Genomic DNA, 21,051 nt, shown 5'->3' with positions numbered 1-21,051 from the left:
TCGCTTTATCATCATCAATCGACGAAGCGAATGCCAGTTAAATCCAGTCGCCAAGAATGACCTTAGTCACTTGCTCTGGTGCCTCAGCAGGCAAATGATGGGCTGCATCATTAATGGTTATGGCTCGCCCAAACGGGACGGAAACTGCGATCTCTTTTCCAAGCGTTGGTGGCGTTGCCTGATCCAGGGCACCAGAAAGAACCGTTACTGGAGGGGTAATGTCAGCAAGTAAATCTCTTGTATCGTCTCGCTCGAAAACGGCAGCGCTCAAAGCGGCACTCAAGAGCGGCGGCGTATGCTTCATCATGATGGCATGCTCTTTCAGAGCCTCGTTGGGATGAGAGGCTAACCATTCAGCTGATGTCGTCAATCTTTGAATGTCATTAAACATTGCACTACGCTCCTCGTCGCAACCGAGCAACGCATCTTGCCACTTGCGCCATTTAGGTAAGCGCTCTGGTGGCTCAGCCTGAGCGGATGTATTCACGAGAATCAATTGATCCACTAGCTGTGGAAACCTTGCAGCCAGGCGCAATGCGATCATTCCGCCCTGACTATGGCCAACAATCGTAGCTGGAGTCGCATTATTTTCTTCCAGCCACAGCCCAATGTCTTCGGCGATCCCATCCAGCGTAAGTCCGGTGCGCCAGGTACTGATTCCGTGTCCGGGCATATCAAAGCTCACGCAGCGCCGCCGATTTCCAAGCTCTTGTAGTTGCCTGTGCCAAAAGCTTCGATCTAGAAACAGACCATGCAGAAAAATTACAGGCTTTCCTTGGCCTACGTCATCCCATCCGTAAAGCGTACCATTGAGCCGTGTTGTGCGTGCCTTTGCGGCACTTGCTCGCGCCTGAGCAATTAAAAGAGTGTCTTCAAATATCTGATACCGAATAATCAACCCGTCCTGGATTGTAAAGCGGATGACAAAGTCACTATCTACGATACTCTCATGAGGTAGCACCCTATGGCGGAAGCGGCCAATAGCGATAACGTCATTCTGGTCAGTCAGGAAGCGGTCAACGGAAAAATTTAAGGGACGGAATCCCTGAGGAAAACGTATCAGCCATGCGCGTACCGCCTCTCGGCCACGAATGATTCCAACGGTTACAACACTTGGATCACCATCGATATGCCACACTGCCTCAGCATGAATACACGCTATCGCACCTTCAATGTTGGCCTCGGCGAAGGCCCTGAAATAGCGCTGGATCAGTTCTGTGTGTTCAGGCATGGTTCATTGCCTCTACTGCCCCAAGCGCGGCAATTCCATTTAGGGCAGCTGGGAAACCCGCGTACAATGCCATCTGGATAATGACCTCTATGAGCTCTTCCCGAGAGGCGCCTACGTTTAGTGCGGCCTTGAGATGTACGTCAAGTTGTGGGCGAGCATTTCCCATCGCGACCAAGGCTGCAACAGTTGCCAGCTCCCGAGTTTTAAGATCCAGGCCGGGGCGACTGTACACATCGCCAAACCCAAATTCGATGATATAACGGCCTAGATCTGGAGCCAGATCTGCAAGCCCGTCAATTACTCGCTGGCCAGCGTCGCCATCAACCTCTGCTAATCGGGCAAGTCCACGCGTATACCTGTCGTATGTCATGCTTTTATCTCCTGAGACGAGCTGAGATCATGACGCAGGACAGAGGTTAGTACCGATAGACAAACTTGGAAGACAGTTTTCCTATTATGAAAAACGAGCTGGACTGGAATGATCTTCGCTATTTCCTGGCAACTATTCGCTGCGGAGGATTAAGCGGAGCAGCACGGTATTTGGGCGTTAGTATCCAAACCGTTGGACGTCGTATCTGTGCCTTGGAACGGCACACAGGCACTGCCCTCTTTTTACGACATGCCAGTGGCTATACACCTACTGATGACGGACGTGCGCTGGAAGCGGAGGCGGAGCGTGTGGAGGAGGCTATTACTCAATTTCGTGCACGCACAGATGTACAGGGTACAGATATGGCGGGCGTTGTCAGACTGGCTGCTCCAGAAACAATCGCAACTCATATCCTTTGGCCTGCTCTACAGCCCCTTCTAAGTCAGCATCCCGCCCTGGAACTGGAGCTTGTTACAGGAGTGCGTACTGTTGGTATTGCCCGTGGCGAAGCCGATATTGCCTTACGGCTAGTCCCTCCTGAACGTGGTGCGCTGACCAGAAGACGATTGGGTTTGATGTCCTATGGCCTTTATGCCGCTCCAGGTACTACGACAGATCTGGCAACTGCTCGAATGGTCGGTTGGACAAGGGATTTCGACTTGCCTGCGGTACGCTGGTTGAAACAGTTGACGGGACGCGAAGCTGATATACGGACTACTCAACTGGAGGCTCAACGTGCCGCCATTCAGGCTGGAGTAGGGATTGGAATTCTTCCCTGTTTTCTCGCCGACACACTCATACGTATTCCTACAGACATCAATATGTCTGAGCCGTTATGGCTAGTAGGCCATGCGCAAACGGCCACTAAAAGAATCCGCCGCGTTTATGAAGAGGTTGTATCAATTATCGAGGCGGCCGAAGAAAGGCTATCACCCCAATATTAGTTGCCTTAAAGGGTTAATTCTGCATAGTGGCCGTTATGGTAGACCTGACCCCTTTCCTAGCTTGCAGCATCGGTATTGACTGGAATCCAGCTCAGGGAGCGACGCACGCCGTCTGAATTAGGCCGATCCAAGCATAAATTCTTGAGCTGCTTGGGACAGACGACATATCCTTCGGCAGTGCGCCTGTGCATTTACCTGCGCCTTGCATGTATAAGAAGTAGTCCATGCTTAGTCAGAAAACCCCTACACACATGAACAGATCGCAACGCTCCTTTTATTGATTGCTTGCCGGCGAGCTGGTTAGCGCTTTTATTTGATATAAGAGTGAGCTTGTTATATCAAATTGGGCGCCTTTATCGTGAAGAGGCTGCAAAACGGCCTCAAGTTGAGAAGCAGTGTTTGGTTTGTTCTCTGATTTTATTTTATCAAAATGGATGATCAGGTAACTGGCTAGACCAAGTTTTGCTTGAACATTATTTAGGTCAGAAAAAGTATTAAGCGTACTCTCAGCCAAAACATTAAATGTCTCTAGATTTTGGCAGTTTTCTTCAATAGTCTGGTAATATTTATGCAGCTTTCCAGCCTGAATTATATTAGTGGTTTCGCTTAGTGTCTTATGAATCTAAGTGGCCTCATTAGAGTTTAATATATTATGTTGCTCCATGACATTACTGATGTACTTAAGTGGGCTGATGATCCTGAGCTTGCAGTTGAGTCTGGTAGATAAGGCTGTTATGACTTCTTAGAAATCCATTGACCCTAAAGATTTCAACCCTCACTCATGGCTTATATGCCAGTCTTTTAAAAAAGTTTAGTAAAGTTATCATATAAAACAGTGCATTATAGAGAAGTACAAGACAAAAATAGTCTCCTTTCACACCTGCTGGTTTCCAAGGGGTTTAATCATGAAAAGGGAATATGGGTTATCCAGTATTTTTATTATATTGACTACGCTTATTTCATTCGATACTTCAGCTGCTACAAAGGAAGTCAAATCACTCGCTGAGGTACTTGGATATCAATTTGGCTCATTAAGCTGTATAGATATTAAGGACCCTGCTGAAAACTATGCTTGTCAGGCAGGATCCATTTCGAATGGGAAGGGTTGTATGGGATTGTCAGCCACTAGCATGCGGTAAAAATGCATGGACTATCAAAGGCCGGACACGTTTGTTCCCTTTACCCCAAAATTCAAAGTCAATCCCGAAAACTTTAGCTCACCTCATAAACTGAATTAACGTACGCAAGCTTAGGATAAGTTTCGGGTCCAGATGCAGTCATGGCATTTAATGATCAGTCTGATGTATGAGCCATTATGGCTGGGCAAGTACGTATCATGCAGCTGGAGATTCTAGCGCTTAGAAAAGGCTCAACTGATCATCAATCAGCCTGGCAAAGCGGTCTCCTACAAACGGCAGGATGGCATCGGCAATCGGTTCCAGCTGGCGCGTAATGTAATGCTCATAGTCCAGCGGAGCTGTCCTCACTTCAAGCGGCTCTGGACCTGCTACGGTCATTACATACCGGATTGATCCACCTCGCTGGTACTGCCGTGGTCGTCCCTGCTGATCGTTATAAGCATCAGCGATGCGGGCAGCTCTTACATGGGGCGGGGCGTTGCGCTGATAATCATCCAGCCGGCGGCGCAATTTCTTGCGAAAGATAAGCAGCTCATCCAGTTCGCCCGCTCGGGTCCGCTGCACATAGTCACGTACATAGGGCTTATAAGGGGCACCCTTAAAGATACGTATGTACAGCTCACGCTGGAACTGCTGCGCCAGGGGCGACCAGTCAGTGCGTACCGTCTCAAGGCCCTTGAAGACCATCTCTTCCGTGCCATTGTCTTTACAGATCAGACCGGCGTAGCGTTTCTTGCTGCCTTCCTCAGCGCCACGAATGGTAGGCATCAGGAAGCGGCAGAAGTGGGACTCGAACTGAAGCTCAAGAGCACTTTCCAGTCCAAATGTATTTTCGAGGTGATTACGCCACCAGTGATTGATCATGTCTACCAATGAGCGGCCAATCTGCGCGGCCTCTACTTCTTCGTGCGCTCGCCCCAACCAGACAAAGGTCGAATCCGTATCGCCATAAATAACCTTGTAGCCCTGGGCCTCAATCAGCTCGCGGGTCTGGTGCATGATCTCGTGCCCACGCATGGTAATGGAGGAGGCCAGACGCGGATCAAAGAATCGGCACCCGTTTGAGCCCAACACGCCATAAAAGGCATTCATGATGATCTTCAGGGCCTGGGAGAGCGGCTTGTTACCCTCTCGCTTGGCCGTGTCTCGTCCGCTCCATACCCGCTCAACCATTGCTGGCAGGCAATGACGAGTACGCGAGAAGCGTGCACCACGGAAGCCTGGCACAGAGTGGGCATCGTCTGGTTGGCGCAGGCCTTCAACCAGCCCAACTGGATCAATGAGAAAGGTGCGAATAATAGAGGGATACAGGCTCTTGTAGTCGAGCACCAGCACTGAATCATAGAGCCCCGGCTTTGAGTCCATCACAAACCCGCCGGGGCTCGCCTCGGGAGGCTTTTCGCCAACATTGGGGGCCACAAAGCCCTGACGATGCATCAACGGCAAGTACAGGTGGGTAAACGCGGCAATGGAGCCTGCATGACGGTCGGCTGGTAGGCCTGTAACACTGGCACGCTCCAGGAGAAAGGCGAGAATGTCGGTCTTCTCGAAGATACGCAAGACCAGGGTACAGTCCTTGATGTTGTAGCGCGCCAGCGCAGGCTTGTCGTTGGCAAACATCCGGTTGATGGATGCCATACGCGAATAAGGATTGTCGATGTCCTTGCCTTCGCCCAGAAGCGTCTGGGCGACATTCTCCAGGCTGAAAGAGGGAAAGCTCCAGAAGGCTGAGCGCAACGCTTCCACACCATCGATCAGCAGACGGCCCGGGGCTGAAGCGAAACGACCGTCTCGCCACTCGATCTCGCTGCCACCGCGGCCCAGACGCAGTGGCACCTTTAGCGTGTTTGCATGCTCCTGAAGCACACGTAGGTCAAAGCCAATAACATTCCAACCAATAATGGCATCCGGGTCATGCTGGGCAAACCACTCATTGAGCTGTTCGAGCAGTTCGGCGCGGGTATTACAGTAATAGAGTTCAAAGCCGAGTGCGTCACAGTTGCCATTGGCAGGCCCCAGCATAAAGACCTGGCGCACACCATCGCACTCGATGCCAATGCAGTAGAGTTCGCCCCGCTCGCTGGTCTCGATGTCCAGCGAGGCCAGCCGGAGCTTTGGCCGGTACTCAGGAGCGGGTTTTAGCTGGACGTTAAGGAGCTGCCCGCTTTCATCCGGTGCGCCGCCAAACAGGACCGGGGCGGTGATAAAGCGCTCCATGAGATAGCGCTCGTGAGGCCGGATGTCCGCCTCGTAGACCTCGACTCCTGCGGCTCTGAACTTCTCTGTAAGACTCAGGAGCTGGCGATAGGTCGTGCAATACAAACCCAGCACGGGACGGTGCCTGAAATCGCAGAGATCCAGAGGACGCAGCTCTATGCCGGGTTCGCCCCTGATAAGCGCAGTTGCTTGGTCGTGTTGCTCCGCTGGGATGAAGGCGATGGACGATTGGCAGGACAGAGCGACCTTGATTGGCCCCGCGTCCGTGGCGAGCCAAAACGCGATTTCCGTACCGGCTGGGGTATCTCGCCAATGCCGCGTTAGCACAAAGCCCTGTTTTATAAACACCGTTATATCCCGATTGATAACTCTGGTAATTCTACCGGCTGCTGGCAGGCTTGAAGAATTGCCCTATGGCTGTTTGGCTACGTTATTCAGGATTGAGAAGCGGTTAATGCCGCGTGAGGCGCTTCTTCAAGCGTCCACCTTATGCCCTTGATGCATTCAACTATGGCTGGCTGATGGCATGTCAAGAGGATGGTGCTCCTCCTACTATACTCATCAAATAGCTCGATAAGCTCTTTGGATGCCGCGTCGTCCAGCCCATTAAAAGGCTCATCCATGACCAATAAAAGGGGCTGCAGCAGCATTGCTGTAAATATGAAGAACTTTTTCCTTGTCCCAAGCGACATCTGGCTAAAACTATAATTTAAATACTTGCGGATGTTGAAACGGTCAATCAACTCCTCGTAACGCGGTTGATTGGCAGCCAACCCACATTTATGGGCACGAAAAACAAACTCAGCAAATTGTCTCCCAGTGACAAAGGGGTAAAATTCAGTACTGTCAGGCACAAAGCCTAGCGATCGACGTGCTGCAACACCATTCTCGGAAAGCTCGTGCCCATTTACCAGAATCCGCCCCTTATAGGGGAGACTGCCAGATACGGCTGATAGCAATGTTGATTTGCCAACACCGTTACCGCCCTGGATGATATGGCAGCCAAGTGTAAATGCATGGGAGAACTGATTGAATAGTGGATCTTTTTGGTAGCCTAACGTGAGTTTTTCAATCGCCAGTACAATCATCAGAACACCCCTGTAAACAAAGCAATATTCAGTACAAGCACGATGATTATGATTGCAGTTGCCAGACCTATAACAACCGCGTGCCTTGGTAGTCTTTGATAAGTCAGGTATTGGATGCAGCACAGTAATGCAGTTACGAACAGTGCAAGAGCGGCGATCTGCCATTGGGAAGCAAAACAGGATGCTCCCAGGCCAAGCAACATCGCTGGAAATTCAACTGCAACGACCATATCGACCATCCGGCGAAATCGGCGGGTGGGTAATGAGGTTAGAAAAGCCCGATAGGTGGCTTGATTGCTTAGAGCGGTCGGGAAGCTTAACCCGTATAACCCACTCATCAATGCACCATGCGCGAGAAGAACTCCAAGTTCATGCATGGGCTTATCAGTTATTCTGCAAAGCGTAACGGCGAGGGCTGTTAAGGAGAGAGTCAGGACAAGGCACAGTCGATAACCGCCATGTGCTGACTGGTAAATTGATCGCCAGTGCAATTCTGTCCAGCTGATAGCATCACGCCTGAATCCTGTAATAAAACGTGCTTGTCGATAATCACCAGTCTTCCCGAGAACATGCCCTGGCATTTTCCAGAGCGCAAGTAGATTTGCTAACACCATAATTGGAAGGATATCTGCCCGGTGTATCCTTCCTGCAATTACCGCTGAAACGATGGCTACAGCTCCCCATATGACAGCCTTGCGAATCACTGCCAGCTGAGCTGTGGCTGTTGCCAAAAGCAGAGTTAGCAAGACAAGCACTTTATGCACAATGCCCAGAGGCTGGGATACCACAAGTGCCACCCCTAACAGTATCAGCAGGGGTAACGACACAAGCGCGAGTACAAGAAGGTCCCGAGCGAGCAGCGCCTGCCTTGAGATCGGCAGACTGGCGAGCAACCCTGCTGCTGGAGGATACGCGATGGCATCTCGGTGTAGACCCGCCCACAGCATTGCGACACCCACAAAAGCAGCCGCAGCCCATGCTCCTATCAGTCCTTCGAGCTGGCCAAAGACCGTGGAAAGTGGATACAAAATCAGTTGATTAAACTCACCTACGCCTGGGAGCAGAAGCAGTAAACCGATCAGAATCAACTGTTTATATCGAGCTACGCGCTGCCTGACTTCGGTACCGCAGTACCGTAACGCTAATCCAAGCGGTGTGACTGTTGAACGTGACGGTCTGTTAGGCATGCTCGTTGAAGGCTCGACTCTAAATAGGTTCAGGAACCAGCGTTACCGATTGTCTAGCGACCCGTACTTCTCTCCTGAGCAAAGCCGCATTCGGTCGATTGTCTGTTTCCAGCATCTTCAGGTAGGGCGTATGCCTGGATACTCTCTTCCCGGTTGGTTAGCTGCCAGATCGCAATAGGTGAATGATGTGTGCCAGCTTCTTTTGTAATACATCAGGATTACGCTCTGGGAGTTCGCCAAGACGATAGGATGCTAAGTATTTCATGTGACATTCACATGTATCGGGGACTCACGCGTAGCTAAGACATTGTGGCCTGCAGTATGGGTAATCCAGCAGCGGGGTAAATTTCGCCGACTGCACGGCCGAGTCACACAATGCGGTCAAGCGCCGACCACTCGTGTGATGTTCTACATACATAAACGCTATGAGCTATCCAGGCCAGTCTGATAACAGCAACTCCAGTCAGTATCCTGTGAAAGAAGCGTGATGATCATATCGCAGCAGTCATGGACTACCATTACCTGCTTGTAACAGGCGAGGATAGGTGATTGCCTGGGTCCAAGCCTGGAGATAATGGCATTGCTGCTCCCATCACGGCACGATATGTAGAGCCAACAGAGGCATCTACTACACATAGAGTGCGTAAACAGTTGCTCTTATTAGTAACAAAACAGCTCTGTTTATTACTTGCTACAAGACTGCCCACGCTACGACAAGGTCTCGGCCAAGAATCAACTATTCCTTAGTTGGGAAATCAAGGCGCAGGCAGCGCGGGTATAGAAAGCCAGCGAACTCTAAATGACAGGAGATCGACCCATCCAAAACTTACATATTTGAGAAGACCTGGCCTCGTGCGTTAAGGGTTTTACGAATATGGGTTCGGATCTCATTGCGCCATCCTTCCTTTATGAGATCGGTGACTCCGTTAACGGCCTGGGGATCTCGCTGCTGGAGGGCTTCCATACGCTTTCTTGCGGACGGCACGTCAGCACTGGCAAGCCAATACCATTTGTAAGCTGCTACGTGATCTAGCGGTACTCCTTCACCCTTCTCATAGAGATACCCTAGATTAGCCTGAGCGATTGGAAGGCCCATTTTTGCAGCTGCTAAGTACCACTTCTCAGCACCAGTCATATCCTTGATGCCGCCGTCGCCTGTCACAAGGCACTTACCGTACAAAAACTCACCTTGTGGTACGCCTCCCTGAGCAGCCTTCTCATAATAGTGACAAGCCGAAACCTTGTTGATTGAGCCATTCAAGTCATCAGCCAGCCCTGCTAGTTGAAGATATGCACTGCCGTACCCTTTTTCAGCCGCCTGCATATAATAGGTTTTGGCCTGCTTCACAGAGCGCTCAACGCCAAGGCCACTCTGGTAGATGAAACCTTTGTTGTATAAGGCAATGGCGTCACCGGCGTCAGCAGCCAGGTTGATGTAGCGCAGCGCCTTGGGATAATCCGTACCGCCCACCTGTGCGCCGTCCAGAAAGAGGCCGCCAAGAGTCGATTGGGACTTTGTATCGCCCTCGTTTGCTAGCGCTTCCCAAAGCTCAAGGGCTCGCGGTATGTCACGCTCAGTGCCTTTGCCTGCGAATAGCAAACCAGCCTGCATACGCCGGGCCTGTACCTCACTCTTGACCAGCGCCAACTGGCTGACGATCTTGTACGCCTGATCGTAATGACCGGCTAGGTATTCCGACCTGGCTGTATGGTATGACGGCTCGCCTGCAAAGCAGGCACTACAAAACAAGACAACTCCCAATAGAATCAGATTAGTTTGGAGCATCGAGCAAACATCCTTTTTTTGCCTGATTATCGAGAAGAAGCGACAACTTATCGAAGGCGGGCCATCCCAGCACGAAGGGCGCCAAAGGCGTTGCGTCTTTCAGAACCGAGAGTTCCATCGGGTATTTGCGCTGGTGCAGGGTGACATCGGTCTGGTAGGTGCGCTGATTAACCGCTCGCAGTCCTGAGACATCCCACATGGGTTTAGTAGCGCTGGGGTGATCCGAGCCAAAGAGTGGAATGGGGGTGAACAGTTCGAACATCGACCCCGTGTCGATTCCCACTGGTCGAGGTTTGCCGGCAATTATTGCCTCAACGTAGATGCTCTGGTTTGAGCGCAGAAAATCTGAAGACCATTTTACAGGGGCTACACAGTGATCGAAGCGGTCAGTAAGAGCCGCGCTTGAAAGATTAAACTCGACCCTATCATGGTCAATCAGAAGGCTATTAACCCTGAGCATCATGTCCAAACCCAGCATGCTCATTTGGCCGCCAACTCGTACCAGCACATCATTAAATCGAGAACCAGTGATCTCAAGCTCATTAAGAATGCCCCATTGGACCGGCTCGTTTCCTTTACCATAGTAACTGCGCGCATGACCCATTCCCCCAAGGAGCTTAACCCCAAGGCGTTGAGCGTCCCTAGTACTGATAATTGTTACGCTTGAGCCCGTATCAAGTAAAACTTTGCTGTTCTGTCCATTGATGATGACCGGTATCTTCGGCCAGGTATCAGCCAATAACACACCATCTTCAATATCACTCAAAGCGATGTGGCCAGCAACTTTTTCTTCTGAGCTGTTACCTACAGCTTTTGCCAGTGCCGCGATGTTCGGCGGAAGATATTGATCAATGACTGTCTGGAGTGAGGCCGGCAATTGATCGCTTTCGTGGGTTACTTCAGAAAAATGCCCGAGCGCAAGATTGTCGCCTAACCTGATGAGTCGGCAGGCTTGCACTTCAGCGAAAGTATTGCTCCCTTTGCAACTGGTTACCCCAGGGACCCACCAGTTTCGATCATTGATAGCGTTGGCCAGAGATTTGGCTTCTTCCGTACAGTCAGACGTGCTTACGCAGTTGGCAACATACGCTCCTTGCCTGTAGCGCAGTAATTTTTCAATCTCCTCGAGCGAGGCAGCGGATGCGGCTTGCGGCATAGACAATAGCGATGCAGGACACAGGATCCAGGTAAGGAGGATAAGATGGGTCTGCCTAAACCAGGAACGTCGTATACCCCGGGCGCTTGCCAATAAATCCCGTACATCCATGTTGTCATCCGTTAAAATCTGCTTACAGATCCAACATAGCTCCAAGTTGTTTCATATCTTTTACAGAAAGGTAGGGGGAGCAGCCACGTGAGAATCTTCTGGCCCAAATAAGAACGGGCACTGTATATAGTGGTAATTGCCTCAACTATCTTTGTTAGCGCATAGAGCAGGGGGTGTGTGGCAGAGCTGGGTAGCAAAGCCCTGCATTAGCCTAAGATGCCCGAAATCTACGTCGATCCTGCCATCCATTGGGTCTCCGCGCGGGCTCTAGAAAGAATTAGCTTACAGCCAGACGCTATACCGGGTGAGCGCCCAGGTCACGTGTTCGAAGCTCTCAACATTTGACCCTCAAGGCACATTTTTTCAGCCGTAAGAGGCTACATGATCACCATTTTATGGCTTTGTTGGCAATACATGGCCTGGAATGGACAGAAACCAGGCGTCTACAAGGTTAAGCTCATGAGATAGTGCTGCCTGGACCATGCTTGAAACGATCCTTCAATTTGCCATCCAAGTTTTCTGTAATAAAGCGCCTTATCATGAGTGTGCAGGAATAATTGCTGTACCCCAGCTGTTCGAGCGTAGTTGCAAGTTTCAGCGATCAAGCGCTGAGCGACTGCCTGTCCCCTCCAGTCAGGATGCACAAATAAACAGGCTAGCCAGGAACCAAGATCAGGCCGCATGGCTAAGTCTTTTGTTGCTAACGACACACCTCCGACCAGATCTTGCTGATGCATCGCAATAAGGCATCTCCATGCGCCGTTCTTCTGGCCCTCGGCAAATTCGGCTTGCCACTCCTCCAGGGTCTGATCAGAGAATTCATAAGCGAACTGGCGATGCAACCAGGCCGCATATGTATTGCTGTGTTGCATATGGTTGCTCATCCAATCCAGAGTAATCATCTTTAATTCTCCGACTGTTTAATTGTTGTTTCAGAGGGAGAAGGCCTTTCTGTTCTGCCTGAAGTGACACTGGATTCCGTAGTTATTGCGATAGGTCCCAGCGACTACAGACTTGTATAGTGAATGAGTCTTTGTAAAGGATAGGCAGTGTCATAGCTTGCACGCGCATACGCTATCAATTAAAAGTCGTTTTCGCCGCCAGATTAGTTAAATACTATCTAGCAGGCCATCTCTTTCTGCTGCTCGCGTCCGTTGGGTGAGATAAAAGCATCCGTGTTTCTTTTTAATCTCTTCTCTGATCCCCGAACCATTGGTAATGCGAGTTCTAGGATGCTCAGGCTTCAATGGAAACATTGTTTTTCGAAAACGGATGGCCGAATTCATTAGCAATCTATAGTCAAGCGTTGCCTCATCCCATTGCGCTTGAGCCTGGCCCATCAGCTGAGCTACAGGGCTTGGAATACTGCTTCAGCAGCGCTTTCAAAAGGCTAGTAGCAGAAGGCCTTTCATTACATCACCCTTGGCTGCTTGTTAGCGCCCACAAAGCCCTGTGCTGCCGGCCGTACGTATATTTATTGTTTTAGATTTACTATCGCATGCCGATAGCTACCTCTATAGCCTTTAGCTATTGAGGTAGCTATGAAGTTCAAATCTATTCAATTCTCTATCATGCTTTACGCGGGAGCCTGCATTCTGGCTGTCGTATTGGCTTTGGTAGGGTATGCACTGGTGTCATGTGCCAGGAGCCAGGCAACCACTGCAGATGGTACACATCGCCTGGTTGAGCAACTTATCAAGGCACGCGTAACTACACTGGCACAGGCCAGCGTGGATCGTTTGCAGCATGAGCTAGAAGCCCCACTTGGTATTGCCAAGCACCTGGCCAGCCTGAGTGCCTAGGCCGGCAGCAATACCGCAACAGACATATCTCTGAGCCGAAACGATCAGGATAAGGTCGTGCATGACACTATGGTTCGCCATCCTGAGCTTATAGGCGCCTATTATGGCTGGGAGCCCAATGCGTTTACTGGCGATGATGCTCAGTTTATTGGGCAAAAAGGTAATGATGCTGCTGGCCGTTTCCTACCTTATTGGTATCGAGATCAAAACGGATCACTAGCACAAGATATAATTTTTGCGATGGAAAGTGAAAAACGCTCTGAAATGGGAAATCGCGAGGGAGAATATTACCTATGCCCCAAAGAGCAAAAGAGGGCCTGTGTTGCTGGTCCCTTCACTTATGAGATAGGCGGCAAATCCATCATGATGGCCTCCTTTACTGCTCCGATTCTGGTTGATGGAAAATTCCAGGGAATTGGAGGCGCAGATCTTTCTGTCAACTTTATTCAGGACATGCTTGGCAAAACCAACCTGTCCCTGTACGAGGGCGCAGGTCAAATGGCGCTGATAGCCGGTAACGGCAGTCTGGTCGCCTATACGACCGATGCTACCAAGCTTGGCGAGGCTGCTAATAAATACATACACAGCGACACGCTTACTAAACAAGCACAATCGACAGATAACGAATTTACTTATCAGGTAGATAACCAGAAAGGCATTATTGACTTGGTATTGCCATTTTCAATTGCTGACACAAGTACTCGCTGGATACTGTCGATCCAACTCCCACTGAATGTTGTTCTTAGTGAGGCAATAGCCCTTCAAGCTGACATGAAGAGCCAACATGACAGTAATGTCATTGGTATGGCCGTGGTTGGGCTTATCATCGGCACGGTGGGCCTATTGCTGCTATGGCTGGTCAGCCTGGGTATTGCGCGGCCACTAAAGCAGATGGTGGTAATGCTGGACGATATCGCCCAGGGTGAGGGAGATCTTACGCGGCGCCTAACGGTAAATCGAGCCGATGAGCTTGGCGCAATTGCAGGGAGTTTCAACCTGTTTCTGACAAAGCTACAAGCCATGATTACCACAGTGGTGAGCTCTGTACAGAAAGTTAGTGATGCCTCAGAGAGTACGGCTGATATTGCGACCCGGACCCATCAGGGCGTACAGCGGCAGCAGGGAGAAATCGACCAGGTTGCTACGGCTATTCAGGAAATGTCAGCAACCGCGCAGGAGGTTGCGCGAAGTGCTAACCAGGCGGCGCAGGCGGCAGGTCATGCAGATCAGTCAGCAACCCTGGGTAAGACTATCGTACAAAACTCTACCCAAGCCAGTTTGGCGCTGGCCGAAGAAATCAAGCGGGCCGTGCAAAGCGTCGAGACGCTGGCTCAGAACAGTGACAATATCACGACTATTTTGACCAGTATCAAAGGGATTGCCGAGCAGACCAACCTACTGGCGCTTAACGCTGCTATTGAAGCCGCTCGAGCGGGTGAGTAGGGCCGAGGTTTTGCGGTAGTTGCTGATGAGGTTCGTAACCTGGCACAAAAAACCCAACAGGCTACCTTGGAAATTCAGGGCATGATCCAGCACCTTCAGGCTGGTACGCAGGATGTAGTCAAGGTGATGCAGGACAGTCAGCAGAAAACCGAGACAAGCGTCCGGCATTCGACCGAAGCGGTAGCTGCACTGGCTGCAATTACTGAGGCTGTTTCTGTCATTACTGAGATGAATATACAAATTGCTAGCGCTGCTGAAGAGCAGAGCGCCGTAGCGGAAGATATCAATCGTAATGTGACAACAATAGGCATGGTCGCCTGCGAGGTAGCTACTGGTGCAGACGAAGCCTCTAAAGCCAGTGTGCAACTCACCCAGTTGGCCGAACAGCAACGCCACCTGGTCAATCAATTCAAAGTTTAAGAAAGCATGGTAGACAGTGATAACAGGGATGTTATTGATTTCATGGCAGTGCTATTCATATCGTCTAGCGGTACTGCTTTGCTAGAGAGGATCAGGAGTAATCTTTATCTATTCGATCAGGTCGACCTAAAGCCATTTAACGCATATAGCCTGGCACAGGTTAGGCTCTAGCTGACTGAACGGAATCTGGAGGCCAAAGCTGGGCCTGCGAAGTTGTCGAGTTTGCACGGCATACGATTCTTTCGATTGGCGACGATCAGGCTGCGAACGTTTATTTCGACCCTGTATTTGGCTGTCAAGTTGACCCTGAAGAATACGGTAAAGACCTGAATCGCTATCTAATGAAAGCTTGACCCCCTGGGTCATCTTATGAAGATATTGGAGATTCGCACTACCAGTCATCACCGGCTGTTTATCTGTGGGATCTGATGTGGGATAAAAATTAATCAAAGGCTTTAATTCCTTTATTTTCATAGCCTGTAGCAGAAATGTACGGGGATAAACTCTCCTCTTACATTTCGTTCCATTTTGATGAGTTGAGCAGTATCATGGCGTTATATGAGCAAGCTAACTCCCAAACTCGTTAAAGCCATTTCCGAACCCGGAAGCTATCAGGATGGCCGCGGTCTCCAGCTTCGAGTTTCAGCTCAGCTGCGCAAGAGTTGGGTGTTTCGCTACATGATCAATGGCCGCCGGCATGACCTCTCGGTTGGTAGCTATCCAACCGTTTCCCTGCGTGAGGCGCGTCTGGCTGCAGACAAGTACCGTCTTGAAATCTCCCGGGGGATCAATCCGGTCCTTGAGCGCCGTAGCGCACGTGAGGGAAGAACAGCACAGGAGCTAGAAGCGCAGACTTTTCAGACAGAGGCCGCCCGTTATATCAGAACGCACTCACCCTCCTGGAGCGCCAAGCACTCGCAGCAATGGCAGAGCTCCTTGGCCAAGCATGTCTTTCCGGTGATAGGCTCCATCCCGCTGGCACAGATCGACACGGACGATGTCCTGGAAGTGCTCGAACCTATCTGGAGCGTTATCCCGGTTACAGCCAGCCGGCTGCGCAACCGTATCGAGCTGGTCCTCGATGCGGCCAAGGCGCGAAAGCTCCGGGAGGGGGAGAACCCGGCTCGCTGGCGCGGGCACCTCGACAAGCTCCTGCCCAGACAGGGCAGCAGGGTAAAACCGTTTGCCTCGTTGTCTGCAGAGGATACCGCACGACTCATGTATCGGCTCGATAGCCTGGAGGGCGCTGCCGCTCGGGCCACCGAGTTGATGATCCTGACCGCAACCCGAAACAGCGAGACCTGTGGGGCACGCTGGTCAGAGCTGGATCTTGAGCAGAAACTCTGGACCATACCGGGCGAGCGTATGAAGACGGGAAAGACGCATCGGATCCCGCTAACCGAGACCATGATTGAGGTGATCAACCAGCAGATCGGCCAGCATCCCGAGTGGGTTTTTCCTAATCGCAGGCGTACAGGCTGTATACCCGGCAATGCCATTGGACGCGTATTGGATACCTTAAAGGTTCACATGGCAGTGCCACATGGCTTTAGGGCTACCTTTAGAACCTGGGCGGCAGAAACCACGAATTATCCGCGCGAGGTCTGCGAGATGGCGTTGGCGCATACGCTGGGCAGCAAGGTGGAAGCGGCCTATAACCGTGGAGACCTGCTGGAAAAGAGGAAGGGGGGCGATGCAGAAGTGGAGCGGCTTTCTTTATAGAAATCATGAGTGGACCTCATCAATGGAAACAGGCCTAACGGCTGCCCTAACGTAAAGTTGCTGCCCCGAACGAGAGAAGCGAACAAACTTGAACCAAATGTTAGCCGGACTCTCATGTATCGCTAGAAATAGCATGGATGACTAGGCCGAGCGAGCTATCGGTCCGCGATGCGTTGAGTGAGTAAGGAAGAATAGATAGTCCGGTTTCGTGCCAGATGGCGTTAAGACGTGGGTGTAGGGACGGTTTATCAATATGGATTTCCGGGTCCTCATTTTGGATCGCGGTGAGGCGGCCTGACCACTAAGGTACACATGCTTTGTGATGCCAATGGGGTACCTCTGCGCTTTCTGCTTTCACCGGACCAGGCCAGCGACCTCTCGAAGGCTCAAGCTAGACCCTTCGAATTAGTCCATGTACTCAAGACTCAATGGTTATTAAGTTAGTGAGTTCGCTTTGTAGTAGTGACTGATGCTGATCTTTACAAAGAGACTGACGCTTGAAAGGCGTTAACCCAGGTAGCGAATCGGCGCCTGATACCTGGTCAATATGTGGTCGCAGGTTAGTAGAAACATGCCCTCCTCAATAGCTTGGCCAATCAGCAATCTGTCAAATGGGTCGTTATGGTGAGATGGCAGCGCGGCAGCAGTAATACTGTGACTAGAGTTAATCGGCAACTCTCGGTAACCTGCACTAATTAGCGCTGTTCGTGTCACTGCAGGATCATAAGGGAAGTCTGGCTTGTTTAATGCACGCTTGATACCGATCTCCCATATGCTTGCGGCACTAAAGTACAGCGTGCCAGGCCCTGTCAGGAGTGGTAGAGCCTGCTTTGGCAATTTAGTGCTGTCAAAGCAAGCCCACAGTAAAAGGTGCGTGTCGACGATAAGGGTCATACGTTGAACATTGCCTCAATATCGTCTTTGAATTGTGCATCAATATCGGCTGGCACAGACGGATACATACCATCCAACATTCCAATGCGCTTTTGAGGCGTCTCAGTGTAAGGGATCACCTTAACCACTGGCCGACCAGCTTTGGCAATAACCTGTTCTACACCTGTACTAACTACCTCGTCGATAATCTTTGACAAATTGGTTTTGGCATCGTGAATGTTCACACTTTCTGGAGTCATGATAGACCTCGACATATAAGGTTAGCTAACTTAGCTTAGCTAACCTTGCTGAGTATGTAAACGTAACTATATATATGTTCTAAGACTGTGAAAGGAAGAAGGGCAGGGCGATGGCCGAACCGCTGTATCACCAAGGGATTAACTGAACCTTTGACCGAATCGACCCGCTGATTTACGGAACTGCTTAGAGCCGCTAACAAACCCCTCTTGAATCTAAGCCTGGTTATGTCCACGCTAGAGGCATGAGACATCGCAAAGAGATTACGGCGCGTTATGGAGGCGCATCAAGCCGCTATTACCGGAGCATAAACTCTCACCCAAAGACGGTCGTCCTCGTCTGAATGATGAGCTCGCCCTTAATGGCATCTTGGCAGCAAGCGGCACCTGAGCTTCTCTTGATTACCCTCTGCTCCAGCCAGCTCAAGATCTGAAGGCATAAGCAGTACCAGCCACAGGATGACTACCGGTGTGACCAAGAGAACACTTATTAGGTATTCAGCCGTTGTTTTCCGCGCTGGCCTTTGTGCCATGTAGGTGTATGCCGGTCGGCAACAGAGCCGGAGTAGGGAAAGCGGCTGGACCTTGAGGGAAAAGGAAAGTATTGCTAGTAAACACGCTTCAGGTGAGTGGATAGTCCTATGTCAACTGGCAGGGTTCGTAGCGCCTGGTCCCTTATCCGATGCTGCTTCGTTGTGAGTCATCAGTTCGGCGATCCATTCAATAAACACACGTAGCTTGGCGCTAACGTGCCTGTTTGGGGGGAACGCCACGTACATTGGCATTGGGTCGAGGCGCCAGTCCTCAAACACCGGAACCAGCTCGCCTCGAATCAGATAGTCTCTAGACATATAATCGGGTAGCCAGAGAAGGCCTAGCCCTGCCAGCCCAGCTGCCAGGTAGGCGTTACCATCATCAACGGCAAGCGCATAACGACCCATGACATTGATGCTTTCGTTACCGGAATGCATGGCATAGGGAAAGAGCTTGCCGGTCCGTGCCCATAGAAACCCTACGATGCAGTGGTCAGTGCCCTCCAATTCCCTAGGGTGTAGCGGCATCCCTGCGCGTCTCAGATAGCTCGGCGCTGCATACACCCTAAGCCGTAAGTCGCCTATATGACGAGCAACCAACGACTGATCAGTAATCTTGCCACCACGAACGACGCAATCCACGCTGTCGCCAATAAGGTCAACCATACGATCGCTGACACCCATATCAAGTTGGATATCTGGGTACTTTTTGTAAAATGCTGGAAGTGCAGGAATCAGAACCAGACGGGCAAAAGGGCTTGGAACATCCACCCGTAGCCGCCCCCTGGGAGCCAAAGAAGCGCTAGATAAGCTCGTTTCGGCATCATCCATGTCTGCCAGAAGTCTTACTACACGTTCATAATAAGCGGCCCCATCGGCCGTCACGTTGACACGGCGTGTGGTCCGGTTGAGCAGCTTGACGCGTAACCGGGCTTCCAACTGCTGCACCAGTTGGGTAACGCTTGTCTTGCTCATATGAAGTGTTTCGGCTGCCTTAGTAAAGCTGCCTGCCTCCACGACGCGAGCAAACGCTTGCATTGCATCAAAACGATCCATCGCTGTTCCTGCTGTCTCGGAGATTATTTGGATTTTACAAATAGTGATGACCGCGCTTGCTAGTTTATTCAACAGGTAAACGTGCCCTAAAGTTTCTCTACACCGGAATAAAGGGTCAATCCGACCACTAGGAGAGCAACCATGAGCATACGCAAAGCCGTTTTTCCAGCTGGGCGTCGGGCATTATATGAGCGTAATCGGTATTCTCCCGCGATTCGCTCCAACGGTTTTTTGTTTGTTTCAGGACAGGTTGGTAGTCGTGAGGATGGTTCACCCGAGCCGGACCTAGACTCACAAGTGCGGCTTGCTTTTGAAAATCTGAACGCGATTCTGGCTGCAGCAGGCTGCTCGTTCAAAGATGTCATTGACGTAACGGTTTTTATTGTTGATCCCGAAACACGCTTCGATACGATCTGGAAAGTACTGCCTGAATACTGGGGAGAAGCACCTTATCCGACGTTAACCGGCATTGGCGTTACATGGCTCTACGGCTTTCAATTTGAGATAAAGGTCATCGCCAAACTTCCAGAGGCTATTGCTAGCTGAACTGGGTAGCGAAAAATTACTGCAAGCTAGGCAATTGAGCTGACTTTCTACTGCAGCTCAGCCTACATATTACTGTTCTATCATTTAATAAATGGAGAAGGCTGTGCTTTAACGGCCTGCAGGCTCACACTCTGTTATGTAGATAGAGTGCCCCGTGGAGAAGACAATGCCCCGCCATCTCAGCCGTAGACCAAGGCTAGCAATCGAACCGGCACCTGGCATGGCGTTAATGTTAAGGGGGTAATGTGGATTCTTATCCTCGTGGTTGGTACCCGCGCGGGTATCAACCACGAGGTTTGGTAGTAAATAAATCTCAAAACAGGGGTAAGTGGATGCAGCGGATCGGATTGCCAAGTTAAATTTCAAAGCTGAAACGGTAGGTCAGTCCTATCAGTTCTATGCACTGGTGTTGATTAAAAGGTGTGACGCTGGAATCCATCCAGACCATGGAATCCGATGACGGCTGGTATGTACTTGCGATCAAGAGCGGAGTATCTCCTCGGGCATTCTTTGATGTTGCGTTTTCTCAAGATTCCAGCAGAAGCTACGCGGCAGCGAAGGAACGTAACGATGTCTTGCGTCCTTATGCTGGCGCTGTACGCAACCATCAAAACCAGCGCAGTGATAAAGAGCATCCAGAGCTACCTGTCGGCATTAACCATCGCCGCAATTACCACAGTTGGTGGCGACGCAACTGTAGGCGCCATCCAAAGCCTAGGCGGATTATGATCAGAGGGCTGAAACGCGCCGCGAGCATCTTTTGAAGTTGCAGTCCGTCTTTGGCTTCCAGCCATTCACAACACAGCACTATCGCACAAGCGTTTACAGTCTTGATGAGCTGGCATAGCAAACCGAGAAGGGCATTGTGCTGGCCACGACACTGGTAGAAAGCCTGCGCCGAAAGACTGTGCTTCTTCCATCGCCTGGCATCATCGAGCGCATTTGCTCCGAGGCAATCACCCGCGCCAATCGGTGTGTCTACAACCGAGCCACTGTCGCCGCCTTGACAACCTTCTCAAGCGATGGGACGACTTGGTTAGCCTGTCTGCGTCAGTCGCCCGTCAAGCCCAATTCTCGGCACATGCTGGAGCACATCGAACGACCCAAGGCCTGGCAGGCGTGAGTGCTTTTGGGTAAGGCCATTAATGTTGACCGAGCGGGCAAGGATCC

At 50.9% G+C, this 21,051-nt stretch carries 16 protein-coding genes and 4 pseudogenes; 9 read left to right on the top strand and 11 right to left on the bottom strand.

Annotation, left to right across the window (positions count from 1 at the left end; translation table 11 throughout):
* Nucleotides 1–37 precede the first annotated feature (37 nt).
* Both IEX86_RS22440 and IEX86_RS22435 read right to left on the bottom strand, forming a co-directional pair.
* Complete coding sequence (locus IEX86_RS22440) at nt 38–1,231, bottom strand: alpha/beta fold hydrolase (protein ID WP_188868390.1); 1,194 nt, start codon at nt 1,229–1,231, stop codon at nt 38–40.
* Entirely contained in the window at nt 1,224–1,601 is a 378-nt protein-coding gene (locus tag IEX86_RS22435; RefSeq protein WP_188868388.1) for a carboxymuconolactone decarboxylase family protein, read from the bottom strand. The genes IEX86_RS22440 and IEX86_RS22435 overlap by 8 nt, the downstream gene beginning before the upstream one ends.
* 86 nt (nt 1,602–1,687) lie before the next feature.
* On the opposite strand from IEX86_RS22435, the gene IEX86_RS22430 reads away from it, so the two are divergent.
* Complete coding sequence (locus IEX86_RS22430) at nt 1,688–2,545, top strand: LysR family transcriptional regulator (protein ID WP_229685453.1); 858 nt, start codon at nt 1,688–1,690, stop codon at nt 2,543–2,545.
* A 1,358-nt stretch (nt 2,546–3,903) separates the two neighbouring features.
* Here the strand turns inward: IEX86_RS22430 and IEX86_RS22425 are convergent.
* The 6 genes from IEX86_RS22425 to IEX86_RS22400 form a co-directional block, all read right to left on the bottom strand.
* Nucleotides 3,904–6,249 (bottom strand): DNA polymerase II, encoded by a 2,346-nt coding sequence (locus IEX86_RS22425; protein ID WP_188868386.1) that lies wholly within the window; start codon nt 6,247–6,249, stop codon nt 3,904–3,906.
* 86 nt (nt 6,250–6,335) lie between these two features.
* Nucleotides 6,336–6,989 carry an ATP-binding cassette domain-containing protein gene (locus IEX86_RS22420; protein ID WP_188868385.1) on the bottom strand — a complete coding sequence of 218 codons (654 nt, stop codon included), beginning with the start codon at nt 6,987–6,989 and terminating at the stop codon, nt 6,336–6,338.
* The gene (locus IEX86_RS22415) at nt 6,989–8,077 is read right to left on the bottom strand and encodes a hypothetical protein (protein ID WP_188868383.1); all 1,089 of its coding nucleotides are present in this window, start codon (nt 8,075–8,077) and stop codon (nt 6,989–6,991) included. The genes IEX86_RS22420 and IEX86_RS22415 overlap by 1 nt, the downstream gene beginning before the upstream one ends.
* 925 nt (nt 8,078–9,002) lie before the next feature.
* Nucleotides 9,003–9,962 carry a tetratricopeptide repeat protein gene (locus tag IEX86_RS22410; protein WP_188868382.1) on the bottom strand — a complete coding sequence of 320 codons (960 nt, stop codon included), beginning with the start codon at nt 9,960–9,962 and terminating at the stop codon, nt 9,003–9,005.
* Nucleotides 9,949–11,229, bottom strand: coding sequence for a retropepsin-like aspartic protease (locus IEX86_RS22405; protein WP_188868380.1), 1,281 nt, complete (start codon nt 11,227–11,229; stop codon nt 9,949–9,951). The genes IEX86_RS22410 and IEX86_RS22405 overlap by 14 nt, the downstream gene beginning before the upstream one ends.
* 443 nt (nt 11,230–11,672) lie before the next feature.
* Nucleotides 11,673–12,131, bottom strand: a complete 459-nt coding sequence (locus IEX86_RS22400; RefSeq protein ID WP_188868379.1) for a GNAT family N-acetyltransferase — start codon at nt 12,129–12,131, stop codon at nt 11,673–11,675.
* Between the two features lie 639 nt (nt 12,132–12,770).
* On the opposite strand from IEX86_RS22400, the gene IEX86_RS25830 reads away from it, so the two are divergent.
* The 5 genes and pseudogenes from IEX86_RS25830 to IEX86_RS22385 all read left to right on the top strand — a co-directional run.
* Nucleotides 12,771–13,031, top strand: a complete 261-nt coding sequence (locus tag IEX86_RS25830) for a hypothetical protein (protein ID WP_373290474.1) — start codon at nt 12,771–12,773, stop codon at nt 13,029–13,031.
* Between the two features lie 57 nt (nt 13,032–13,088).
* Nucleotides 13,089–14,039 (top strand): annotated as a pseudogene (locus tag IEX86_RS25825) (methyl-accepting chemotaxis protein); the annotation flags it as partial.
* A gap of 12 nt (nt 14,040–14,051) precedes the next feature.
* Nucleotides 14,052–14,894 (top strand): annotated as a pseudogene (locus IEX86_RS25820) (methyl-accepting chemotaxis protein).
* A gap of 558 nt (nt 14,895–15,452) precedes the next feature.
* Nucleotides 15,453–16,616: a tyrosine-type recombinase/integrase gene (locus IEX86_RS22390; protein WP_188868377.1), complete on the top strand. Its 1,164-nt coding sequence runs from the start codon at nt 15,453–15,455 to the stop codon at nt 16,614–16,616.
* A 288-nt stretch (nt 16,617–16,904) separates the two neighbouring features.
* Nucleotides 16,905–17,006: pseudogene (locus IEX86_RS22385) on the top strand (IS5/IS1182 family transposase); the annotation flags it as partial.
* A gap of 117 nt (nt 17,007–17,123) precedes the next feature.
* Here IEX86_RS22385 and IEX86_RS22380 read toward each other — a convergent pair.
* The 3 genes from IEX86_RS22380 to IEX86_RS22370 form a co-directional block, all read right to left on the bottom strand.
* A complete protein-coding gene (locus IEX86_RS22380) occupies nt 17,124–17,510 on the bottom strand; it encodes a type II toxin-antitoxin system VapC family toxin (RefSeq protein ID WP_188868376.1) in 387 nt (128 codons plus the stop codon).
* The gene (locus tag IEX86_RS22375) at nt 17,507–17,749 is read right to left on the bottom strand and encodes a type II toxin-antitoxin system Phd/YefM family antitoxin (protein WP_188868374.1); all 243 of its coding nucleotides are present in this window, start codon (nt 17,747–17,749) and stop codon (nt 17,507–17,509) included. Before IEX86_RS22375 ends, IEX86_RS22380 begins: the two co-directional genes overlap by 4 nt.
* 641 nt (nt 17,750–18,390) lie before the next feature.
* A complete protein-coding gene (locus IEX86_RS22370; protein ID WP_188868372.1) occupies nt 18,391–19,335 on the bottom strand; it encodes a LysR family transcriptional regulator in 945 nt (314 codons plus the stop codon).
* Between the two features lie 141 nt (nt 19,336–19,476).
* Here IEX86_RS22370 and IEX86_RS22365 point away from each other — a divergent pair, with 141 nt between their 5' ends.
* From IEX86_RS22365 to IEX86_RS22355, 3 genes and pseudogenes are all read left to right on the top strand, one after another.
* Nucleotides 19,477–19,881: a RidA family protein gene (locus IEX86_RS22365; RefSeq protein WP_188868370.1), complete on the top strand. Its 405-nt coding sequence runs from the start codon at nt 19,477–19,479 to the stop codon at nt 19,879–19,881.
* A 570-nt stretch (nt 19,882–20,451) separates the two neighbouring features.
* Nucleotides 20,452–20,610, top strand: coding sequence for a hypothetical protein (locus IEX86_RS22360; protein ID WP_188868412.1), 159 nt, complete (start codon nt 20,452–20,454; stop codon nt 20,608–20,610).
* Nucleotides 20,606–21,001, top strand: a pseudogene (locus IEX86_RS22355) (DUF4158 domain-containing protein); the annotation flags it as partial. The gene IEX86_RS22360 and the pseudogene IEX86_RS22355, both read left to right, overlap by 5 nt.
* Nucleotides 21,002–21,051: the final 50 nt, after the last annotated feature.

It is taken from the genome of Pseudomonas asuensis (assembly GCF_014646755.1).
Lineage (GTDB): Bacteria > Pseudomonadota > Gammaproteobacteria > Pseudomonadales > Pseudomonadaceae > Chryseomonas > Chryseomonas asuensis.
This window is presented reverse-complemented; position numbering and strand designations above follow the sequence as displayed.

Excerpts from the sequence above, each read along its gene's own strand:
- IEX86_RS22440 (WP_188868390.1), bottom strand. The coding sequence starts at position 1,231 with ATGCCTGAACACACAGAACTGATCCAGCGCTATTTCAGGGCCTTCGCC.
- IEX86_RS22435 (WP_188868388.1), bottom strand. The coding sequence starts at position 1,601 with ATGACATACGACAGGTATACGCGTGGACTTGCCCGATTAGCAGAGGTT.
- IEX86_RS22430 (WP_229685453.1), top strand. The coding sequence starts at position 1,688 with ATGAAAAACGAGCTGGACTGGAATGATCTTCGCTATTTCCTGGCAACT.
- IEX86_RS22420 (WP_188868385.1), bottom strand. The coding sequence starts at position 6,989 with ATGATTGTACTGGCGATTGAAAAACTCACGTTAGGCTACCAAAAAGAT.
- IEX86_RS22410 (WP_188868382.1), bottom strand. The coding sequence starts at position 9,962 with ATGCTCCAAACTAATCTGATTCTATTGGGAGTTGTCTTGTTTTGTAGT.
- IEX86_RS22405 (WP_188868380.1), bottom strand. The coding sequence starts at position 11,229 with ATGGATGTACGGGATTTATTGGCAAGCGCCCGGGGTATACGACGTTCC.
- IEX86_RS22400 (WP_188868379.1), bottom strand. The coding sequence starts at position 12,131 with ATGATTACTCTGGATTGGATGAGCAACCATATGCAACACAGCAATACA.
- IEX86_RS25830 (WP_373290474.1), top strand. The coding sequence starts at position 12,771 with ATGAAGTTCAAATCTATTCAATTCTCTATCATGCTTTACGCGGGAGCC.
- IEX86_RS22390 (WP_188868377.1), top strand. The coding sequence starts at position 15,453 with ATGAGCAAGCTAACTCCCAAACTCGTTAAAGCCATTTCCGAACCCGGA.
- IEX86_RS22380 (WP_188868376.1), bottom strand. The coding sequence starts at position 17,510 with ATGACCCTTATCGTCGACACGCACCTTTTACTGTGGGCTTGCTTTGAC.
- IEX86_RS22375 (WP_188868374.1), bottom strand. The coding sequence starts at position 17,749 with ATGACTCCAGAAAGTGTGAACATTCACGATGCCAAAACCAATTTGTCA.
- IEX86_RS22370 (WP_188868372.1), bottom strand. The coding sequence starts at position 19,335 with ATGGATCGTTTTGATGCAATGCAAGCGTTTGCTCGCGTCGTGGAGGCA.
- IEX86_RS22365 (WP_188868370.1), top strand. The coding sequence starts at position 19,477 with ATGAGCATACGCAAAGCCGTTTTTCCAGCTGGGCGTCGGGCATTATAT.
- IEX86_RS22360 (WP_188868412.1), top strand. The coding sequence starts at position 20,452 with ATGTCTTGCGTCCTTATGCTGGCGCTGTACGCAACCATCAAAACCAGC.